This window comes from Glaciibacter kafniensis, assembly GCF_039538945.1.
GTDB classification, from domain to species: domain Bacteria; phylum Actinomycetota; class Actinomycetes; order Actinomycetales; family Microbacteriaceae; genus Cryobacterium; species Cryobacterium kafniensis.
The window spans coordinates 211,855-233,253 of sequence record NZ_BAABCN010000002.1 but is presented as its reverse complement, the minus strand read 5'-3'; the positions used below and the strand labels follow the sequence as shown (position 1 = coordinate 233,253).

Annotated in this window: 18 protein-coding genes; 5 read left to right on the top strand and 13 right to left on the bottom strand. The window is 65.0% G+C overall.

Translation table 11 applies throughout. The features are described from left to right. Window position 1: 1 nt before the first annotated feature. The 10 genes from ABD791_RS01560 to ABD791_RS01515 all read right to left on the bottom strand — a co-directional run bounded on the left by ABD791_RS01560 (window position 2) and on the right by ABD791_RS01515 (window position 10,686). Complete coding sequence (locus ABD791_RS01560) at window positions 2-1,891, bottom strand: FAD-binding monooxygenase (protein ID WP_345061605.1); 1,890 nt, start codon at window positions 1,889-1,891, stop codon at window positions 2-4. 175 nt (window positions 1,892-2,066) lie between these two features. Continuing rightward, window positions 2,067-3,626 carry a hypothetical protein gene (locus tag ABD791_RS01555; protein ID WP_345061603.1) on the bottom strand — a complete coding sequence of 520 codons (1,560 nt, stop codon included), beginning with the start codon at window positions 3,624-3,626 and terminating at the stop codon, window positions 2,067-2,069. Beyond that, complete coding sequence (locus ABD791_RS01550; RefSeq protein ID WP_345061601.1) at window positions 3,623-4,255, bottom strand: ABC transporter ATP-binding protein; 633 nt, start codon at window positions 4,253-4,255, stop codon at window positions 3,623-3,625. The genes ABD791_RS01555 and ABD791_RS01550 overlap by 4 nt, the downstream gene beginning before the upstream one ends. 97 nt (window positions 4,256-4,352) lie before the next feature. Next, window positions 4,353-5,441 (bottom strand): zinc-binding dehydrogenase, encoded by a 1,089-nt coding sequence (locus ABD791_RS01545; protein ID WP_345061599.1) that lies wholly within the window; start codon window positions 5,439-5,441, stop codon window positions 4,353-4,355. Continuing rightward, window positions 5,441-6,106 (bottom strand): TetR/AcrR family transcriptional regulator, encoded by a 666-nt coding sequence (locus ABD791_RS01540; RefSeq protein WP_345061597.1) that lies wholly within the window; start codon window positions 6,104-6,106, stop codon window positions 5,441-5,443. The genes ABD791_RS01545 and ABD791_RS01540 overlap by 1 nt, the downstream gene beginning before the upstream one ends. Window positions 6,107-6,162: 56 nt before the next feature. After that, window positions 6,163-6,957: an SDR family NAD(P)-dependent oxidoreductase gene (locus ABD791_RS01535; protein ID WP_345061595.1), complete on the bottom strand. Its 795-nt coding sequence runs from the start codon at window positions 6,955-6,957 to the stop codon at window positions 6,163-6,165. Between the two features lie 26 nt (window positions 6,958-6,983). Further along, on the bottom strand, window positions 6,984-7,424 hold the full coding sequence (locus ABD791_RS01530) for an SRPBCC family protein (RefSeq protein ID WP_345061593.1): 441 nt from the start codon (window positions 7,422-7,424) through the stop codon (window positions 6,984-6,986). Further along, window positions 7,421-7,831: an ArsR/SmtB family transcription factor gene (locus ABD791_RS01525; protein WP_345061591.1), complete on the bottom strand. Its 411-nt coding sequence runs from the start codon at window positions 7,829-7,831 to the stop codon at window positions 7,421-7,423. The genes ABD791_RS01530 and ABD791_RS01525 overlap by 4 nt, the downstream gene beginning before the upstream one ends. Before the next feature lie 140 nt (window positions 7,832-7,971). After that, the gene (locus ABD791_RS01520; RefSeq protein ID WP_345061589.1) at window positions 7,972-8,718 is read right to left on the bottom strand and encodes a GAP family protein; all 747 of its coding nucleotides are present in this window, start codon (window positions 8,716-8,718) and stop codon (window positions 7,972-7,974) included. Between the two features lie 72 nt (window positions 8,719-8,790). Continuing rightward, a complete protein-coding gene (locus ABD791_RS01515; RefSeq protein WP_345061587.1) occupies window positions 8,791-10,686 on the bottom strand; it encodes a polysaccharide deacetylase family protein in 1,896 nt (631 codons plus the stop codon). Window positions 10,687-10,959: 273 nt separating this feature from the next. Here ABD791_RS01515 and ABD791_RS01510 point away from each other — a divergent pair, with 273 nt between their 5' ends. Then, window positions 10,960-12,033 carry an alkene reductase gene (locus ABD791_RS01510; RefSeq protein WP_345061585.1) on the top strand — a complete coding sequence of 358 codons (1,074 nt, stop codon included), beginning with the start codon at window positions 10,960-10,962 and terminating at the stop codon, window positions 12,031-12,033. Window positions 12,034-12,131: 98 nt separating this feature from the next. Here the strand turns inward: ABD791_RS01510 and ABD791_RS01505 are convergent, their stop codons facing one another. Both ABD791_RS01505 and ABD791_RS01500 read right to left on the bottom strand, forming a co-directional pair. Further along, on the bottom strand, window positions 12,132-12,878 hold the full coding sequence (locus tag ABD791_RS01505) for an SDR family NAD(P)-dependent oxidoreductase (protein WP_345061583.1): 747 nt from the start codon (window positions 12,876-12,878) through the stop codon (window positions 12,132-12,134). 158 nt (window positions 12,879-13,036) lie between these two features. Further along, window positions 13,037-13,663, bottom strand: coding sequence for an acyl-CoA-like ligand-binding transcription factor (locus ABD791_RS01500; protein ID WP_345061581.1), 627 nt, complete (start codon window positions 13,661-13,663; stop codon window positions 13,037-13,039). A 213-nt stretch (window positions 13,664-13,876) separates the two neighbouring features. Between ABD791_RS01500 and ABD791_RS01495 the strand changes: the two genes are divergently transcribed. Further along, complete coding sequence (locus tag ABD791_RS01495) at window positions 13,877-16,267, top strand: ATP-binding cassette domain-containing protein (protein ID WP_345061579.1); 2,391 nt, start codon at window positions 13,877-13,879, stop codon at window positions 16,265-16,267. Window positions 16,268-16,651: 384 nt separating this feature from the next. On the opposite strand, the gene ABD791_RS01490 is transcribed toward ABD791_RS01495, so the two are convergent. Further along, complete coding sequence (locus ABD791_RS01490) at window positions 16,652-17,725, bottom strand: LacI family DNA-binding transcriptional regulator (protein ID WP_345061578.1); 1,074 nt, start codon at window positions 17,723-17,725, stop codon at window positions 16,652-16,654. A gap of 158 nt (window positions 17,726-17,883) precedes the next feature. Between ABD791_RS01490 and ABD791_RS01485 the strand changes: the two genes are divergently transcribed. The 3 genes from ABD791_RS01485 to ABD791_RS01475 all read left to right on the top strand — a co-directional run bounded on the left by ABD791_RS01485 (window position 17,884) and on the right by ABD791_RS01475 (window position 21,317). After that, window positions 17,884-18,843, top strand: coding sequence for a carbohydrate ABC transporter permease (locus tag ABD791_RS01485; protein ID WP_345061576.1), 960 nt, complete (start codon window positions 17,884-17,886; stop codon window positions 18,841-18,843). Between the two features lie 91 nt (window positions 18,844-18,934). Beyond that, entirely contained in the window at window positions 18,935-19,816 is an 882-nt protein-coding gene (locus ABD791_RS01480) for a carbohydrate ABC transporter permease (protein ID WP_345064426.1), read from the top strand. A gap of 142 nt (window positions 19,817-19,958) precedes the next feature. Further along, window positions 19,959-21,317 carry an ABC transporter substrate-binding protein gene (locus tag ABD791_RS01475; protein ID WP_345061574.1) on the top strand — a complete coding sequence of 453 codons (1,359 nt, stop codon included), beginning with the start codon at window positions 19,959-19,961 and terminating at the stop codon, window positions 21,315-21,317. The last annotated feature ends 82 nt before the right edge of the window (window positions 21,318-21,399 follow it).

Sequence of the window (21,399 nt, the reverse complement as noted above, 5' to 3'; positions counted from 1 at the left end):
CTCACCGCGCGAGCAGGTTCGCTCTGAAGAACGCCGCCAGCTCCTCGGTCGCGGTCAGCGGCAACACGTTGGCCACGTACTGATCGGGGCGAACCACCACGACGGCACCGCAGCGGTCGATTCCGCGGAGTTCGAAGATGTCCTCCGCCGGGAGAGCGCCGTAGAGCTTCTCGTAGTCGGTCAACCCGAATGGTCCGGTCTTCGGCAGGAACACCTCGGGAACCCGGCTGATGTCGATCTCCGGGTGCGCCTGCTGATAGATCACTTTGATGTCGAAGATGCTGTCGATCTCGACATCCGCCGGAGTATGTACGCGCAGCGGCGACTCGGCCGAGGTCTGAAGCCAGTGCGCCCAGTCGGTGAGGGCCGAGGCGTCGCCGGATCGGGGCGCATCCGCGAACGCGTAGACCCGCCAGCGTCCGTCGGCGCGGTGGTGATGCCCCAGCTGCACGGGGTTCGCATCGGCGACGCGCACCACCGGAGCCGACTTGAAGCGCTTGCCGATCGGAAAACCCGTGGCCACGTCTTGAGAAGTCGCCTCACCGATCAGCATCGACGGCGGGTACTGCGTCATGAAGCCGGCCGGAAACTCGGCGGTGCGCGTGTAGAAGTCTTCCAGCTCCGTGGGATCGTCGAGATCTTCCGGCTTCGTCGCCATCAGGGTCGACCACTGCTTGTCGAAGTCAATGAGGTTCTGGGCGATCACCTGGCGCTCGGCCGAATAGGTGCTGAGCAGGCTCTCCGGGCTGCGGCCGTCGAGCACATGGCCGAGCTTCCACCCCAGGTTGAAGCCATCCTGCATCGACACGTTCATGCCTTGGCCCGCCTTCGCGCTGTGCGTGTGGCAGGCGTCGCCGGCAATGAAGACCCGCGGTGTGCGCGTGCCGATCTGCTCGGGCCGCACGTCGTCGAAGCGGTCGGTGAGGCGGTGCCCCACCTCGTAGACGCTGTGCCAGGGCACATCCTTCACATCGAGCGTGTAGGGATGCAGGATTTCGTTCGCCTTCGCGATAATCTGCTCGATCGTCGTCGTGCGCACGGCGCCGTGGTCGTCGGGCGACACTTCGCCCAGGTCGACGTACATGCGAAACAGCTGGCCGCCCTCGCGCGGAATGAGCAGGATGTTTCCGCTCGCGTCAGACTGAATCGCGCACTTCGTGCGGATGTCGGGAAAGTCGGTGACCGCAAGCGCGTCCATGACCCCCCAGGCGTGGAGCGCCTGATCGCCGGCGAGTGTGCATCCGATCGACTCGCGCACGGCACTGCGGGCACCGTCGGCGCCGACCACATACTTGGCGTGAACGCTGCGTTCCTGCCCCTGACGCTCCCCCGTCGAGTGCACGAGTTTCACTGTGACGGGGTAGTCGCCGTCGTCGGCCACCTCGAGGCCCTGAAACTCATAGCCATAGTCAGGCTTCATCCGTGCCGGTGAGTGCGCCATGAACTCGGCGAAGTAGTCCAACACTCTGGCCTGGTTGACGAGCAGGTGCGGAAACTCGCTGATGCCCGTCGGGTCGTCGATCGCGCGCGCCGTGCGGGTGATGCGCGACGGGTCGTGGGCGTCCGGCTTCCAGAACGCCATTTCGGTGATGCGGTAGGCCTCTTCGGTGATGCGGCCCGCGAATCCGAATGCTTGAAAGGTCTCGACGCTGCGGGCCTGGATGCCGTCGGCCTGACCGATCGGAAGACGGTCGCCGCGGCGATCGACGATCCGGGTCGTGACGCCGGGAAACTGAGCCAGCTGGGCGGCGGCGATCATGCCGGCGGGGCCGGTTCCGACGATGAGTACGTCGACGTTTTCCGGCAGCTCATCGGACCGATCGAGGCCGACACCCGCTGCAGGTTCGACGCGTGGGTCGGTGGATACGTATCCGTGGTGGTGGAACTGCACGGCTTTCCTCACTTCTCTGTGGGCGATGGCTCTGTGGGCGATGCGGAACGAACGTCTCGATGTGTGTTCTATAATCGAACTGCGAGTTCTAATATCGCTCGTTGAATCATACGGCGGTGCGCGGCGTGGGACAAGCGCCTCTGCAACGAGGCCCCGGGCTCGAGAAAGCGCTCCGCTAGTCGCCGAGCATGCGGATGCGGCGCACGGTGAGGGCGACCAGCGCTGCAGCGGCGACAGCCAGCACGCCGACGGCAGCGGCGAGCCCGCTCGTGCCGAACAGCACAGTGAGTCCGCCGGCCGCGACGAGAACGACGAGAACGGCATCCGCCTGCCACGCGATCACCGTCAGGATGGAGAGGTCGCCGAGTGGGGTGACGATCGGCATCAGGAGGCTGAGCGGCATCATTCCCTTGGCGCTGTCAAAGACGCGCACCAGCACCAGAAACAGCGCCATCAGAGTCCACCACCACACGGTACCGAACGGCGCAGTACCGGCCGGCGCCCCGCTTGCACTGGCCGCCGCCGCCCCGAGAGAACCCAGAAGAACCCCGGCAAGCCCCGGCGTGAGGGCGTGGCGAGCGATCCGCGGCAGGTCACGGCCGCCATACATCGAGGCCGGTCCCGAGTTCTCGCTGGCATGGCGGATGCCGTCGCACCACACACCGACAGCGAGATAGCCGAGCAGCGCGCCGGTGAGCGCGACGAGCCAGTGCACCCCGCTCGGCACTACCGAAGCGAGTCCAACCAACCATCCCGCGGCGACCAGCCCCACCGATCCGAGCGCCAACCGGGTGGGAAATCGCAACGCGCTCAGCACATCCCGCTGCACCGTGGCGAGCAGCAACGGCCGGCTGAGCGGGATGTGCAGGCGGCGGCCCCGGGTGGGCGCGGAACGAAAAACTCCTGCCGCACCAGCGACATCCCCGGTCTGAACCAACGTTCCGACCGTCTGCCAGCGCAACGACCGGGTCAGAAGTTCGGAGCCGCGCAGAGCGTTGAGGAGTCGGGGCACAGCCAGGAGCGTCAGTGGCACGAACGCGAGCAGAATGATCGGCCATGCCGGAGCATCCGCAACCGCACTCAGAGAGTGCCAGAGAAGGGCAAGCCACCCCCACGGCGTGACGGCGAGAATGCTGTCGACCCCCGCGGATGCGACGACAGCGGTGAGCAGAATGCCGACGGCAGCCGGCACGGTGACGCGACGCGGAGAGCTCTGGCCGATGAGCCACAGCACGCAGAGCAGAGGTGCGAACAGCACGCAGCCGAGCACGAAGATCCCGGCCGGCACCAGCTCGACCTGCGCGCCGACGAGCCGCGCTGCCACAACGATCCCGGCCGCCGCGAGCGCGAGCGCGCAGACGACACCTGTCGTCAGAAGAAACGAACGGCGAAGAGTCGCGCTTCGTGGGAGTCCGCTTGCGGCCAAGAACTCGGCGAGGAAGGGAGTCGGCAACACGGGGCCCCGAGTCGGCCCGATCAGCAGCGCAGCAGCCGCCAATCCCGCTGCAAGCGCGCCGACAACCGACGAACTCTCCGGTGCGGTGATCGGGCCGAGAACCTCGGGGCTCGCCAACCCGAGTACGAGCGCGCGGAGAAGCGGAATCGCGACGATCGCGACCAGGAGAACAATGACGTAGAACGTGTAGCCGATCTCGCTCGACGCTGCTGCGCCGGCTCGCGAAGCAATGACCGCTCGAGCGTGACCGAGAATGTGTCGATCAGCGGTGATGCTCACGATTCCTCGAGCGTGATGCGCGTGGTGGCGATCGCCTCCACCAGGTCAGCACTGTGGCTCGCGATCACGACGGCGGCACCGCGATCGATCTCAGCCCGAATCGCTGCCGACACCAGAGCGCGTCGGTGAGCATCCAGGCGTTGCTCCGGCTCGTCGAGGATCAACACATCGAAGGGACGCACAAGAGCGGTGGCCAGGGAGAACAATTGCACCTGCCCGGAAGACAGCTCATTCACAAATCTGCGCCGGAGGTGACCGATTTCAAGCTTCTCAACCGTCGCGTCGGCGGCCTCGACCGCGGCCGAACCCGACAGTCCCCACGTTGTGGCGATGAATCGCAGGTGCTCATGGAGCGTGAGCTCCCGGGCGAACGCCGGCAAACCGATGCGCGCCGAGAGCGTGCGTCGCACCGAAACGTTGCGCTCATCGATGGGGCGGCCATCGAGAACCACCTCGCCAGAAGTCGGCCGGATCTGACCGCTCACAATGCGCAGCAGGGTCGTCTTCCCCGAACCGTTGCGCCCCTGAACGGCGACGCCTTCGCCGCCTGTCAGAGAAAGCGAGACGGGCGCCAGCAACGTCTCGGAGTCAATCGACATGCTGACGTCGCGGGCTTCGAGAATAGGCACGAGACCCATCCTCTCGCACAGTGAACGCCCGGCCACCGTCGCCGGGCGCCCACCCTGGCGGCGAACCGCCAAACGGCCCGCCTCTATCGCCTGTGAATTAGAACGAGGTGATCACAACTCGAGTGATCGACGAGTCCTTCAGAGCCTCATAGCCCTCGTTGACCTCATCGAGAGCGATCTCCTTCGAGAGCAACGAGTCGAGCTCAAATCGTCCTTCAAGGTAGAGCTTCGCGTACATCGGGATGTCACGCTTGGCGGTGGTCGAGCCCATGTAGACGCCTTGAATGCGACGCTGCGAGCCGATGATTCCGACGAGGTGTACCGACATGTGGTCAACCGGACTGATCACACCGATCAGGTAGAGTCCACCACCGACGGCAACCATGGTGAGCGCCTCTTCGGCGACTTGGGTGGTTCCCACGAAGTCGAAGACCGCATCAGCACCACGACCGGTGATCTCGAGAACCGCAGCCGCGGCATCCGTCGTCTTCGAATTGACGACATGCGTCGCACCGAATGCCCGTGCCTTTTCGAGCTTGTCGTCGGCGATGTCGATGGCAATGATCGTCGTCGCGCCGGCCACCCGTGCGCCATTGATGGCGTTCAGTCCGACGCCGCCCGCACCGATTACCACGACGCTGTCGCCAGCCTGCACATTCGCGGTGTTGATGACGGCGCCGGCACCGGTGACAACCCCGCAGCCGAGGAGAGCGGCCTGTGGGAAGGGAATCTCATCGGCGACCTTGACGAGTTGATTCTCGTGAATGAGCGCCTGCTGCGCAAAGCCACCAAGTCCGAACGCTTGGTAGACGGGAGCGCCGTTTTCGGTGAGCCGGGAGCCTTCGCCGTCGGCACGAAGGGTCTTCTCGGGGTGGAGGCATTGGAAGACCCGACCCGAAAGACAGCGCTCGCAGGCGCCGCAGTACTGCACGAGGCAGCCGACGACGTGGTCGCCGACGACGAGGTCGGTGACGCCAGGACCGGTGGCGGTAACAACGCCCGCGACCTCGTGCCCGAAGACGCCGGGCAACGGGTTGCCCATTTCGTGACGCGACATCGTGAGATCGGTATGGCAGAGGCCGGATGCCTTCACCTCGACAAGCACCTCACGCCCGATTGGCTGCGCGATGTCGATCTCTGCCGTTTCAAAGCCTGCACCGATCTCGCGGACGACGACTGCTTTCATTAGTTGTTCCTTTCTGAATTCCACACGGCGAGGGAATCGCCCTGGGAGTCTGGCGCGCGGTGCATCCACCGCGGCATGAGTTCCAACAGATGCAGTGCGAGCGTCTCGACGTCGGCCTCGATCTCGCCGAGCACCCAAGCGACGATGAGCCCCGTCGCGGCGTTGGCGATGTAGAGGGCAGTGAGATCTGCGTCGAGTCCGGCGGGAGGACCACCCCGAAGAGCGATGTGGGAACGGATGTCGCGGGCCATCCCTTGGGCGGTGTGCCCCTGCGCCCCGCGAGCGACCGGAAGCTGGAAGACGGCGGAGTAGAGGGTGCGGTGCTCGGCGTAGTGCCGCACGAGACGGCGCTGCGACTCGAGCATTGCGGCAGTCGGACCGTCCGGCCCTTCGAGGTTCAGCGCAGCGTCGGCGATGGCAGCGAAGGCACTCTCCTGCAACCACAGGGCAAGTTCTTCAAGGTCGGCGAAATGAGTGTAGAAAGTGGCGCGGCTCACACCCGCCTCCGCGACGATCGCACTGACGGTGACCTCGAGGCCGCGAGTGGACAGCCGCTCCACGCCCGCAGAGATGCGCTGCCGCGTCTTTGCGACGCGTGGGTCAACCGAGGAACGCAACCCTCCGCGCACCTCAGCGAGGGACGCATTCGTCGCGTCGGTCTTCATGCCATTCAGTCTATGGCATTTTCTAGACAATTGTCCAGAAAGTGGATCGGGACCGATCAGTCGACGAGCGCGCCCGCCGAGAGGTTCGCAATCACTCCGGTCATCGATGCCGCTCGATCGGATGCCGCGAACGCGAGATACTCGGCGACCTCCGCACGCAGCGGCAACCGTCCGAGCAACGTGGTCGCGGCGAGACCCGCGACCCACTCCTCACGACTCAGCCCACTCATGTCGGCGATGCGCCCAAACATGACCCCGGTATACGACGTGTCAGAGGCATCCTTGAGCGCGTGCGGCCGCACGCAGACCACCCGCACACCGTCGGGCCCGAGCTCCCCGGCGAGCGCCCGGGAGAATCCCTCGAGCCCGGAACTCTGCGCCGCATTGCCGATCAGACCCCGGCCGGTCAGACGCGAACCCGGCGTCGACACCGTCAGAATCACGCCACTCCCCTGAGACCTCATCTGCCGCGCGACCGCTTTCGCCGTGACAAAGTTCGTCTGTAAGTATCCGGTGACCGGATAGAGGTAGTCCTCGAGCGAGGTGTCGGCAATCGCCAGACCCTGCTGATGATCGAACCCCACCGCGTTCAGAGCGATGTCGATGTGGCCAGTGGCGTCGGCAACCGCAGTGACGTGACGGTCGACCGCATCCTGATCCATCGCATCCACGACCGCAATCTCGACCTCGGCGCCCTCACGCCTGGCGACGGATGCCGCCGCCTCCAGCCGGGCACGGCTGCGCCCGGCCAGAAAGAGGCGCGCACCCTCGCGGGCGAACACCCGGGCCGTGGCACCCCCGATCGATCCTCCACCGCCGTAGATCACGGCGACCTTGTTTTCCAACAACATCAGACTTCTCCTCCTGCTCTTCCCTGCTATTCCTCTGGCGTGATGACTGTCGTGATGACGCGAGCGAGGCTGCCCAGGATTTCGGTCCAGCCCGCGCGGTGTTTGCCGGCCGAATCCGCATCCGGCAATTTGTCGTGCCGCACCTCGACCACCGTGGCGTCGCCGTCCGACTCAAAGGTGACACGCACGTGCGACTCGACCTGATGGGTCGCGTGCGACCGCCACGTGAACTCGAGCAGGCGCGGTCGGTCGATCACCGTGTAGATGCCGCCGTGCACAACGGAACCGAAGCGGTCGTGCATGGTGATCGAGAACGACCCGCCGACGCGGGGATCCGTGACCGCGTCCGAGGTGTCACCGCCATCGCGACGCATCCAGACGGCGAGGCTCGCCGGGTCGAGCCAGGCATCGAAGAGGCGCTCTGCGGATGCGGCGATGCGCCGGCTCACCGTCACGGTGGCGGTCATCGCTCGGCCCCGTTCGTCGCCGCAGTCGGTTCGCCCGCCGCAGTCGGTTCGCTCTCCGCAGTCGGTTCGCCCTCCGCTGGCGCGGCATCCGTGCTGTGCATGACGAACTCCTCGAGGGCAGCGAGTCGCTGCTCCCAGAACGCGTGGTACTGCTGCATCCAAGCCATGGCCTCGCCCAGACCCTCGGCCCTCAACGAGAGCACGTGCTCGCGGCCATGCACCGTGCGCGTCACAAGCTCGGCGCGCTCGAGCACGCGAATGTGCTTGCTCGTGGAGTTCAGTGAGATCGGGAACGCGCTCGCGATGTCGGTGACCCGCGCGTCGGAGCGGAGTAGCCGGTCGAGGATCGCCCGCCGCGTCGGATCGGCGACGGCCCCGAGTACGGCATCCATGTGATATTCACCCATGCGGGTGAATATATGACGATCTCCCTCAACCGTCAAGAGGCCAGACGCCGACCATATGCCGCCCATGAGCGCGTGGAGTGCGGCCGCTCCCCTGGTCTCAACGGGCTCGACCAACTGATAGTTGCTGCGACCCGGGCGGATCAGCCGAAAATATGCCCCAGAGCCTTGCCGATGGTCTCGGCGCCGAGCAACGCGAAGACGATCGCAAGGATGAGAGCGTTGTGTTCGACCAGATAGCCCTTGGCCTCGCGAAGCGTGCCCGTCATGGTCGCGCCCCCGAACCGGGCGGCGAGCAGAGGAAGGATGACGCCAGCCGACCCGAGTACCGCGAAAACGGCAACGGCAACTATTCCTGCTGAAACGGTCGCGCCGTGCTGGACCACCGCGGTGAAGGTGGAGATGGTGAGCGGAATGTTCTTTGCGTTCGCCAACGACAGCATGCACCCGAGGATGAACGCCTTCGTCTGTGTGGTGTTTTCCAACGAGGCCATCCATCGGGGCGCGACGGATGTGGTGTCGCGGCGCGGACGCGAACGCCACTGCCGGTAGCCGAATACCAGGAGAAGCACGCCGAGGCACAACGAAACCAGTGATGCCCAGAGGGCGCGATGTCCTGACTCGTGTAGGCCAAATGCCAACGACACGGCGAGTACAAGTACGGCAATGAGAGCTGTGGTGCTGAAGACCCCCAGGCTGAAGAACCGCGCCCGAGACGGCCCGTTTGTGGAGGTGAGCAAGATCAGGACCGCAACGATGGCCATGGGGCTGATGGCCGCTCCCAGGCCCGGTCCGAGAACCGTCGCGATGGCCACACCGATCATAGACAACACGCTTCGAGGCACATAGCCCCTGATGCTAGCAACGATCAGCAGGGCGTGGGTCGTCATGCTGCGCCATCGTCTTGGGCCGATCGGCGGTAACCAGCCGGCAGACTGCCAGCGGCCAGGCAGGCAACGCCGTCAGTTCAGCGCGGGCGCACCCACCGTGTCATACATCGCGTAGTCGTCGGTGATCAGAGTGCCGTTGTTGAACAGGTTGAGCCCGAAGCTGATCGCGGTGGCACCGGCCGGCAGCACCGGCGTCGTGAAGCTCGCCTGGGTGTACGCGGTGGCCGCGGCGAACCAGGGACTCGACGTCCAGTAGACCCACGCCCCCGCTGCATTGCGGTAGTACACGGCGAATTGGGTCACGGCCGTTGAGGTGTACCAGGCACGTAGTGAGTAGGTGTGCCCGGCGATGGCGGGCGGAGCGCAGGATCCCCCGTCCAGCGTCTGCAGGAGTTTCGCGTCACCACTCGCATAGGCCGACACGACGAGACGCTCCGCTTTGGTACCGGAGTGCGCGGTGGCCACGGTACTGAAGGCTGGCGTGTTAGTGCCGAATCCACTGATCTGCCAGCACTGCGGCGTGGTTCCGGTTCCGGCCGTCTCGAGACTGGCGTTCTGCACCAGGTTGGTTCCGGCGGGCGGCGGTGTCGGGGTGGGAGGCGCCACGGCGTCGTACATCTCATAGTCGTCAGTCGTGAGGGTGCCGTTGCTGACGAGATTCAGTCCGAAGCTGATCCCGCTCGCGCCGGCCGGCAGAGCCGGCGTCGTCCACGCGGCCTTCAGATAGCTTGCTGAGCCGGCGAAGAACGGGCTCGCGGTCCAATAGGTCCACGATCCGAGCCCCGTGCGGTAATACACCTCGAACTGGGTGGGGGCGGTGGATTTGTACCAGGCGGCGAGGGCGTAGCTATGTCCGGGCGTTCCGGTGGGTGAGCATCCGCCCAGGTCGAGTGCCGGAAGCCACTTCGCGTCACCACTCGCATACCCGGCCACCTTCAACTGTGCTGCCCGGGTTCCGGCGTGCCCGGGTGTCACCGTCGTGAACGTCGGAGTGTTCGTGCCGTAGAAGCCGTTCTGCCAGCACTGCGGCACGCCGTTCGTCAGGGTCTCGATCCCGGGATTCACGATGAGGTTCGTTCCGACGGGCTTGGGCGCCACCACCGGGCCGGAGACGAGCGCCTTGACGGTGCCGCCGATCACCTGGTCGACCGTCTTGACCGTCGTTGTGGCCGGGCGCGCTTTGAGCCAGGCGGCGAATTGGGTGAACAGAGCCGGCGAGACGGTCAGCGGGTCGGAGCTGGCCGGGCCGATGTGGTGAAAGGTCAACTGCATCCACCCGCCGGCGGCCTCGGCCTGCGTGACCGTCTTCTGCAGGTCGGCGAGGGTCCAGGTGTTGTCGATTTCGTCGGGCGCCTGCGTGAGGTATGGGTCGGCAGGTGGGATCGACTCGGTGAGGTCGCAGCCGGTGCAGCCGAACCGCGTCTGAATGTCACCGAGTCCGCGGGCACTGTTGTACCCGCAGTTCTTCACGATCGTCTCGGTCGCCGGGGTGAGCGAGGCGAACGGATACGCGAAGCTCGTGATTCTGAAACCCCAATTGCTCAGATTGACCCGGTCGTTGCACACCTGGCGGGTGGCCTCCGCGGTCGGCAGGGTGGCGAGGTCCGGATGCGTCACGGTGTGTCCGGCGATCTCGTTGCCGCCGGCAACGAGCGTCTGCAGATTGGCCACAGTCAGGTAGCCGGGCTGGTTGACGTAGCCGGACGGAATGTAGAAGGTGCCATGCAACCCGTTGGTCTTCATGATCGACGCCGCGGTCAGCTGATCGGCGTTGGCGTCGTCGAAGGTCAGCGTGATCACCGCCGGGCCGGCGGCACGTGCCGGCGCCGCCGTGATCCCATCGGCGATGCCCGCCGACGCGATCACCACGAGCGCGAGCACGGTCGCCAGCCAGACGAACCAGCGGCTGCGAACGGATGCGCTCGACGCGTGAGAAGGAGGCATCGGCCGGGTTCGCTGCATCGACATCGTGCTGCTCCGTTCGGGTTCGCCCGCGACCGACCCCCTTCGGGTGAGAGAGGGCGGCAGGGCGATTGCGCTGGAACGCCCATTAAGTTCCGCACCAGTGGGCACTGTCAATGGCCCCACCGTGAGTCAGTTCACAGACGCCGACCTTCTCCAGCTCCGACTCTCGCCACGCCACTCCGGACAGCAATGGAATAGCGCCCCCGCCGACGCCGTTGTGAAAAGAGGTGACGCTGCGTCGGCAGCGCCACCTCACGCTCTGAAAGGCCGCACTGAATGGATCTCTTCTCGCCCGTCTCCCTCGGAGACCTCCACCTGCCCAACCGCGTCGTGATGGCACCGCTGACACGCACGCGCTCCGGAGAATCAGGCGTTCCGAACGACCTCGTCGTCGAACACTACGCGCAGCGCTCCAGCATCGGTCTCATCATCACCGAAGGCACCTACCCGACCCACGAATCCCGCGCCTACCCTGGCCAGCCCGGCATCGTCACCGACGAGCAGGTTGACGGATGGCGCAGGGTCGCCGAGGCCGTGCACGCCAAGGGCGGCCGGATTGTCATGCAGTTGATGCACAGCGGGCGAGTTTCCCACACCGAGATCACCGGAACCGACCGGATTGTGGCGCCGAGCGCCATTGCCATCGCCGGCGAAACCCACACCGCGACCGGCAAGGTTGCCTATCCCGTGCCTCACGCCCTGACGACCGACGAGCTCGCGGACATCCGTGACGAAATCGTGGCCGCAGCGAAGAAGGCGATCGACGCCGGGCTCGACGGTGTCGAGGTGCACAGTGCAAATGGCTACCTGCTTCACCAGTTTCTCTCGCCGGTGTCGAACCAGCGCGACGACAACTACGGCGGGTCCCCCGAGAACCGCGCTCGATTCACGGTCGAGGTGACCACGGCGGTTGCGGATGCGATCGGTGCCGGACGCGTCGGAATTCGCCTCTCGCCGATGCACAACATCCAGGACGTCTTTGAGACCGATGAGGCGGATGTGAAGGCCACCTATGACGCGCTCGTCGACGGCATCGCCCCGCTCGGCCTCGCCTACCTGAGCCTGCTGCACAACGAACCGACCGGTGAGTTGGTGCAGGATCTGCGCACCCGATTCGGTGGCAAGGTCATCGCCAACAGCGGCTTCGGCACCGTGACCACCCGCGAAGAAGCCATCGCCCTGGTCGAGAATTCAGATGCCGACGCCGTCGCGATCGGTCGCCTCGCCATCGCCAACCCCGACCTCGTCGAGCGCTGGCACGGCATGCACCCGGTGAATGAACCGAACGCTGCGACGTTCTACGGCGCGGACTCCGTCGGCTACACCGACTACCCACGGTTGAGCGCCTAACCACGGTGAGCACGCGGCCGCCTGATACTTCTCAGGCGGCCGCGCTGGGTTCGCACGCATCCGCGCCACTGGTGCCGGAGGCGACGCGAAGGAAAGCGTCACGAAGCGGTGAGACCGCCGTCGATGACGTGCTCCATTCCGCTGATGTATGACGAGTCGTCCGATGCGAGAAAAACGACCAGACTTGACACCTCATCGGGTTCCGCCATGCGGCGCAGCGGAACGGCCTCGGCGATACCGCCGCCGTTCTCATCCGTTGCGGCGGCCATCATCGGAGTCTTGATGTAGCCCGGGTGCACGGAGTTCACCCGGATCTGCTCGGGGCCGAACTCGACCGCGACCTGCTTGGTCATTCCGCGCGACGCGAACTTGCTCCCGACATACGCCAGGTTCGGGGCGCCGACCACCGCGACCATCCCCGCCGTAGAGCTGATGTTGACGATCGCCCCACCACCGGCTTTCAGCATGGACGGGATCACCGTCTTCATCCCCCACACCTGGGAGTGCTGGTTGACAGCGATCACCTTGAGGTACTCCTCCGGATCGAGGTCGACAACGTTGCCGAGCTGGCCGAGGATGCCGGCGTTATTCACGAGAACCGTCACCGGGCCGAATGTGTCTTCAGCCTGTTGAACGACCGACTTCCACTCTTCGAGAGACGAGACGTCGTGCTTGATGAAGAGGGCGTTCTCGCCGACTTCGTCAGCGAGTTCCTGGCCACCCTGGGTGTTGAGGTCGGTGAGGACGACCTTCGCGCCCTCCTTGATGAACCGGCGCACATGCGCGGCGCCCATTCCCTGAGCTGCGCCAGTGATAATGGCAACTTTGCCGTCCAGCTTCCCCATGATGAGGGCCTTCTTCCTCTTACTTCCGCGGTCGGGACACCATCGGCGTTCCGAGTCGTCAGTGGCTCAATTTCGAGACATCTCACGGCCCCTTCAGTATAAAGGTACTCAGTCCCACAAATACAGGCATGCGGTTCGAACCGCCTGCTCGGTGTGCCTCAACGCACCTGATTCAGCCACTCTTGGAGAACCTCACCCAGCGGAGTGAGCGCCTCGTCGAGCTCAGCAAGAAGCGCGGACGTGGGTCGTTCTGGCCACTCGGAACCAGCGCGACGCCATTCGCGAAGCACCGCGAGAAAGCCCGCTTGGACGGCGCCACCAATGCTTTGCGCAACGACACCGTCTGCGCTCAACCCGTGCCTCTCCGCGACAAAGGCCGCGACAGTGTGTGCCCAATCGATCCAATGCGCTGACTCCTCAGAGCGAAGTTCTCGGGAGGAGTCAAGCACCGCGAAACGCTCCATCCACAGCTGAGAATCCTCGATCGAACGGCCGAGGTTTGCCACGACCTCGGCACGCACGACGGCCATTGTCGGCTGCCCCTGATCGCTGACGCGGAGCCCCTCAGCAAGGTTGCTTGTGTGACGGTCGAACTCGCCCCAGATGATCTCGGCCTTGGAGCCCCAATACCGAAAGACGCTGGTTCGACTCACGCCGCTGGCTTCTGCGATCATCGGGATTGTCGTCTCGGCATAACCGTGTTCGAGGAACAGCTCGATCGCCGCGCGCTCGATGATGGCCTTCGAGGAGGCAGCCGGCCGCCCACGCCCACGCGCTGTGTTCATTCATGCATGATGACATAATTCCCACGTCGATCAGCGCCGCGAGAGAAGGCTGCGCCCCGATGACGGTGCCGGTCAGGGGCATGCCGTTCCGGGCGCGAGCGCACCACTTTCGTAAGCCAGAAGTATGCTCGAAGCTGGCGAGATAAAGCCACGCGATGCCCGCGAATACCACGCCGGCGCATCCGCTCTACAGGCTTTATAGATGGAGACACGATGAGCATTGCCACGAGCGAAGACACCCAGCCGCGTGAACTGCACGTTGCCGACACCCACGATCTGATTCGGGTGCAGGGCGCGCGCGTGAACAATCTCAAAGAGGTCAGCGTCGAAATTCCGAAGCGCCGACTCACGGTGTTCACCGGGGTCTCCGGTTCGGGCAAGAGCTCGCTCGTCTTCGGCACGATCGCCGCCGAGTCGCAGCGGATGATCAACGAGACCTACAGCGCCTTCGTGCAGGGCTTCATGCCGACGCAGTCGCGCCCGGACGTCGACGTGCTCGAGGGCCTGACCACGGCAATCATCGTCGACCAGGAGCGGATGGGCTCCAACCCCCGCTCGACCGTCGGCACCGTCACCGACGCCAACGCGATGCTGCGCATTGTCTTCAGCCGGCTCGGCCAGCCGCACATCGGCTCATCCCAGGCCTTCTCGTTCAACGTCGCCTCGGTGAGCGGCGCAGGCGCCATCACCATCGAGCGAGGCGGAGAAAAGGTAAAGGAGCGACGCAGCTTCTCGATCACCGGCGGCATGTGCCCGCGCTGTGAGGGCGTCGGCAGCGTGACCGATCTCGATCTGACCCAGCTCTATGACGACAGCAAGTCGCTCGACGAGGGCGCGCTCACCGTTCCCGGCTACAACGCGGGCGGCTGGAACATGCGCCTCTACAAGGAATCGGGATTCTTCGACGCGACAAAACCGATCCGTGACTTCACAAAGTCCGAGCTTCACGACTTTCTCTACAAAGAGCCCGTGCGCATGAAGATCGCCGGCATCAACATGACCTATGAGGGGCTCATCCCCCGCATCCAGAAGTCGATGCTCAGCAAAGACAAAGAGTCGATGCAGCCGCACATCCGCGCCTTCGTCGACCGGGCCGTCACCTACACGACCTGCCCCGACTGCCAGGGAACCCGGCTGAATGAGGGCGCCCGCTCCTCGAAGATCAGAGGCCTCAGCATCGCGGATGTCTGCGCGATGCAGATCAGCGACCTGGCCGAATGGGTGCGCGACTTCGATGATCCCTCGGTGGCGCCGTTGATCGAAACGCTGCAGCTGACCCTCGATTCTTTCGTGGGGATCGGACTGGGGTACCTCTCACTCGAGCGTCCGTCTGGCACGCTCTCGGGCGGCGAGGCCCAGCGCACGAAGATGATTCGTCACCTGGAGTCGTCGCTCACCGACATCACCTACGTCTTCGACGAGCCGACGATCGGGCTCCACCCGCACGACATCCAGCGGATGAACACCTTGCTGCTGCAGTTGCGCGACAAGGGCAACACGGTGCTCGTGGTCGAGCACAAGCCGGAGACGATCGCGATCGCCGACCACATCGTCGACCTCGGCCCCCGCGCCGGCACGGGGGGTGGCACGGTCTGCTTCGAAGGAACCGTCGACGGCCTGCGCGCCAGCGGCACCCTCACCGGCCGCCATTTCGACGACCGCGCCGCTCTCAAAGAGACGGTGCGCGCGCCGAATGGAACCCTGGATGTGCGCGGCGCGACGATGCACAACCTGCAGAACGTCGACGTCGACATCCCGCTCGGCGTGTTGGTCGTCGTCACCGGCGTCTCAGGCTCCGGCAAGAGCTCCCTCATTCACGGGTCGGTCTCAGCTGGAGAGGGCGTGGTGACAATTGACCAGGGGGCCATCCGCGGCTCTCGGCGCAGCAACCCGGCGACCTACACCGGGCTGCTCGAGCCGATCCGCAAGGCGTTTGCGAAGGCCAACGGCGTCAAGCCGGCCCTGTTCAGCTCCAACTCTGAGGGTGCCTGCCCCACCTGCAACGGCGCCGGCGTCATCTACACCGATTTGGCGATGATGGCCCCTGTGTCCACGATCTGCGAGGAGTGCGAGGGCAAGCGATTCCAGGCATCCGTTCTCGAATACAAGCTCGGCGGCCGCGACATCAGCGAAGTGCTCGCGATGAGCGTGACCGAAGCCGAGGAGTTCTTCAGCGCCGGTGACGCGCGCACCCCGGCCGCGCACGCCATCCTGCACCGCCTCGTCGATGTGGGGCTCGGCTACCTCAGCCTGGGTCAGCCGCTGCCGACCCTGTCGGGCGGCGAGCGCCAGCGGTTGAAACTGGCCAGTCAGATGGGTGAGAAGGGCGACGTCTACGTGCTCGACGAGCCGACCACCGGCCTGCACCTGGCCGACGTCGAGCACCTACTCGGCCTGCTCGACCGACTCGTCGGCTCCGGCAAATCGGTGATCGTGATCGAGCACCACCAGGCGGTCATGGCGCACGCCGACTGGATCATCGACATCGGACCCGGCGCGGGCCACGACGGCGGAAAGATCGTCTTTGAGGGCACACCGGCCGACCTCGTTGCGGACCGGTCGACCCTCACCGGGGAGTATCTGGCGGCCTACGTCGGCGGCTAGCCGAGCGGCTCAACCCTGGGATTGCGGATGTGCTCGTCTGAGCGCGCGCTTCTTGCTGGTCGCCCGTTTCGCATGACGAGGGTTGAATACCGCGATGCCTACTGAGTTCGGTCGGCGCGGCGGTTTTCGACCCTCGTGGCGCCAGATTCGGCAGGCGAATGCCGCGGCGCGGGTCGGATGCCGCGGCGCGGGTTGGATGCCGCGGCGCGGGCTGGATGCCGCGGCGCGGGTTGGCGCCGGCGCGCGGAGCGGCGCCCGACGCGCGCGACAGCCTTCTGATGCTCGGGAAGCGAGGGTGCGCCAGCGACTCTGCGTCTCAAGCAATCCGCCGAGCCTGTCGATGAGGCTCGCAGGTCGCGCTCCTCGACCACCGAGAACGGCAGGTCAGCTGACCGGAGCCGTACTCTCCCGCACCACGAGTCGGGTCGGCACAATCGTCGTTCCCGTCTCGTGTGACGTGGTTTCAATCTCGTGCAGCAACGCGGCGATGCAGAGCCGACCGACCTCGCTGAAGTCCTGGTGCACCGTGGTGAGGGGCGGCCAGAACGAACTCGCCTCCTCGGTGTCGTCGAATCCGACGACGCTGACCGACTCGGGCACCGCGCGGCCGAGTTCGTGGAGCGCCCGCAGCACGCCGAGCGCCATCTGGTCGTTGGCCGCGAAGATTGCGGTGACCTCCGGGCGGGCGCCGAGAGCGAGCCCGTGACGGTAGCCGGACTCCGCCGACCAATCGCCGTAGAGCACCTCCGGCGCCTCGATGCGGTGCTCGTGCAACGTCTGACGCCAAGAGTCGGTGCGCCGCACCGCCGAGAACGACGACTTTGGCCCGGCAATGTGCCACACCGAACGGTGACCGAGGTCCAACAGGTGCTCGGTGGCCAGACGTGCGCCCTGCGCCTGGTCGGCGTCGACGACGGTGTAGCGCGAACCGGCATCCGAATCGACGATCACCACGGGAAGACCCTCAGGCAGCGTGATGTCGGCGCGGTCGAGCATATGGGCTTCCATGATGATGACAATGCCGTCGATGGCCTGCTCGCTCAGCCGGGAAACAGCACCAGCGACCTCGCCCTGCGTGGGCAGCGCCACCGGAATCAGGGTGATTGAGTAGTCGGCCTCAGCGGATGCGGTGGCAATCGCGTCGAGGGTGCGCATATTTCCGAAGGTCGACAGGGTGAACATGATCACGCCGATCGACCGGAAGCGGCCGGTTTTCAACGCGCGCGCCGCACTGTTCGGGCGGTAGCCCAGCTCGTCCATGGCCGCGAGCACCCGGTCGCGGGTCGCCACGTCGACGTTGGTCATCCCGTTTGAGACACGCGACACCGTCTGCGACGACACTCCGGCGCGCCCGGCGACATCCGCCATCGACGGCCCGCGCCGCGCCGCAATGCGCGTGCGTGGCTGGCTCGGCACCGGGGGTGTCGACGCCGTCGAAGCACTTTTTGTGTCGGTCATCTGTGAACCACTCTTCCATGTTTACGTAAACATGCTACCGTGTTCCTACTGCATGTTTACGTAAACATGCAGTGGCCTCCGTTTCAGACCATCTGCCCCGTCACCTGGGCAGATTCGAACAGGGGCGCGGTCTCCAACAGATTAGCGAGAAAGCACGCATGACGACGTTGTCACAGCCTCACGACACGGCCCCCGAACCGGGGGCGGTGCGCACCGCGCGTTCACCGGGCACTTCGCGCACGCAGAAACGCAAGCAGAAGCTCGATTGGTCCGGCTGGAAGTTCGTCGGCCCGTTCATGATCGTCTTTGCGCTCATCTTCATCGCGCCGGTGATCTATTCCATCTATCTGAGCCTCTTCAAAGAGCAGCTCATCGGCGGCAACTCCTTCGTCGGCCTCGCCAACTACGGCCAGGCGCTCACCGATCCGAAGCTCTGGGACTCGCTCGGCCGCATCGTGCTCTTTCTCATCGTGCAGGTTCCGATCATGCTGGTGCTCGCCTTGGTCGCAGCCCTCGCCATCGACAGCGCCCGGCTGCGCTTCTCGTCGTTCTTCCGCATCGCCATCTTTCTGCCCTACGCGGTGCCGGCCGTGGTCGCCACCCTGATGTGGGGCTTCATGTACGGCACCCAGTTCGGGCTCGTCGGCAACCTCAACGACTTCTTCGGGATCACCCTTCCCGCACCGCTCTCGAGCAGCTGGATTCTCGCCTCGATCGGCAACATCGTGACCTGGGAGTTCGTGGGCTACAACATGCTCCTCTTCTATGCAGCGCTCCGGGTGATCCCCGGCGACCTCTTCGAGGCGGCCGAACTGGATGGCGCAGGAACGTTCCGCATCATCCGCAGCATCAAGCTGCCGGCCCTCCGCCCGGCCATCGTGATCGGCACCATCTTCTCGATCATCGGCAGCTTCCAGCTGTTCAACGAGCCCAACATTCTCAAGTCGCTCGCCCCCAACGCGATCAGCACCTACTTCACGCCGAACATGTACGCCTACAACCTGTCGTTCTCGGGTCAGCAGTACAACTACTCGGCCACGATCGCGATCATCGTCGGCCTCGCCACGGCCATCATCGCCTACGTCGTTCAACTTTCCGGTTCCCGAAAGGAGGTCTGAGATGACCACCGCACCCGCCGACATCCCGACCCCCACCACAGCTCTTTCACCAGCTGGTGCGAGCACCGACGAACGAGGCACTCCGGCACGGATGTCTCGCTACGCGCGCTCGAAGACGGGGATCAACGCTCACAAGCGCACGTCGATCGTCTTGACGATTGTGATGACGATCATCGTGATCTACAGCCTGCTCCCGCTGTTCTGGCTACTCGTCGGTTCGACCAAAACGCAGTCGGAACTGATGACCTCGTTCGGCCTCTGGTTCAGCGGCCCGTTCTCGCTCTTCGACAACATCGCCCAGACGCTCAGCTATGACAACGGCGTCTTCATCCGCTGGTTCGGCAACACCCTGCTCTATGTTGTCGTCGGGGCGGGCGGAGCCACGTTCCTGGCCGCACTTGGCGGCTACGGCCTGGCCAAGTTCAACTTTCCGGGCAAGAAGGCCGTCTTCGCCGTGGTGCTGGGCGCCGTCGCGATTCCGGGAACCGCCCTCGCGGTGCCGACCTTCTTGATGTTCAGCCAAATGGGCCTGACCAACACCCCGTGGGCGATCATCCTGCCCTCGTTGATCAGCCCGTTCGGTCTCTACCTGATCTGGACTTACGCGGCGGATGCGGTGCCGACCGAGGTGCTCGAGGCCGCACGAATGGATGGTGCAGGCGAGTTCCGCACCTTCTTCACGATCTCGCTGCGCCTGCTCGCGCCCGGCTTGGTGACGGTTCTGCTCTTCACCGTCGTGGCGACCTGGAACAACTACTTCCTCCCGCTCATCATGCTCAGCGAACCCACCTGGTATCCGCTGACGGTCGGCCTGAACCAGTGGAATCAGCAGGCCCAGACGGTGGGTGGCGACGCCATCTACAACCTGGTGATCACCGGCTCGCTGCTCACGATCGTTCCCATCGTCGTCGCGTTCCTCTTCTTGCAGCGGTTCTGGCAGTCCGGTCTCGCGGCCGGAAGCGTCAAAGCCTAGGCAGGCCGTCTCCCCTACCTACTCCACCCATACCTGCTCCACCCATCTTCATGCGTCACGGAGAGTACGCGCATGCATCCGCACCACCCTCTCCACGGGCATCCCTTGCCCAATCCGATTACAAGGAAGTGAAAGGCACATCATGAATGCACTCCACAGCACCCGAGGCCGGCTGCGTCGCACCGTCGCCATCGTCGCGACGGGCATCGCGCTCAGCGCCTCGCTGGTCGCCTGTTCATCCACCGGAGCCGGCAGTGCCGAGACCGGCACGTCGAAGGACATCGAAGCAGCGCTGCAGAAAGACTCGACGATCACCGTCTGGGCCTGGGCCCCCGCCGTCGTCGACGTCGCGAAGGCCTTCGAGGCCAAATACCCCAAGGTGAAGGTGAAGGTCGTCAACGCCGGCACCGGCAACGACCAGTACATCAAGCTGCAGAATGCGATCAAGGCCGGCTCCGGCGCCCCGGATGTCGCGCAGATCGAGTACTACGCCCTCCCCCAGTTCGCGCTCTCTGATTCGCTCACCGATCTCTCCGACTTCGGTTTCAGCGACCTCAAAGACAAGTACACCGCCAGCACGTGGGGTTCGGTGAACTTGAACGGCGGCGTCTACGCCCTGCCGCAGGACTCGGGCCCGATGGCGCTGTTCTACAACAAGACCGTCTTCGACAAGTACGGGCTCACCGTGCCCACCACCTGGGCCGAGTATGTCGACAGCGCCAAGAAGCTGCACGCTGCAGACCCCAACGCGTACATCACCAACGACACCGGCGACGCCGGCTTCACCACCAGCATGATCTGGCAGGCCGGCGGTCAGCCCTACACGACCACCAACAGCACGGATGTCTCGATCAACCTGCAGGATGAGGGCTCGAAGAAGTTCGCCGACACGTGGAACCAGCTGATCCAGGGTGACCTCGTCGCCCCGATCTCGTCGTGGAGCGACGAATGGTACAAGGGCCTCGGCGACGGAACCATCGCCACCCTGGCCATCGGCGCCTGGATGCCAGGCAACCTGGAATCCGGCGTGCCGCAGGCATCCGGTGACTGGCGCGTCGCACCGCTGCCCACCTTCGAAGCCGGCGTGCCGGCCAGCGCCGAGAATGGTGGCGGCGGAGACGCAATCCTCAAGCAGAGCAAGAACAAGCTCGTTGCCGCCGGGTTCCTCGACTTCATGAACGCCGGTGCCGGAACGCAGATCTCTCTGAAGGCCGGCGGCTTCCCGTCGACCACCGCCGACCTCGAGTCTGACGCATTCCTCAACCAGGAAAGCGACTACTTCGGCGGTCAGAAGATCAACCAGGTTCTCGTGCAGTCGGCCAAGGACGTCGTTCCCGGCTGGAGCTACCTGCCCTTCCAGGTGTACTCGAACAGCATCTTCGGCGACACCGTCGGCCAGGCCTACGCCAACAAGACCGACCTGAATGCCGGTCTCACCGCTTGGCAGAAGGCATCCGCTGCCTACGGAACCGAGCAGGGCTTCACGGTCACCAGCAAGTAATACAGCAACACAACGTGCGGGCGCGGCCGTTCTCCGATGGTCACGCCCGCACGTTTCAGCACACGCACAGCACGCACAGCAC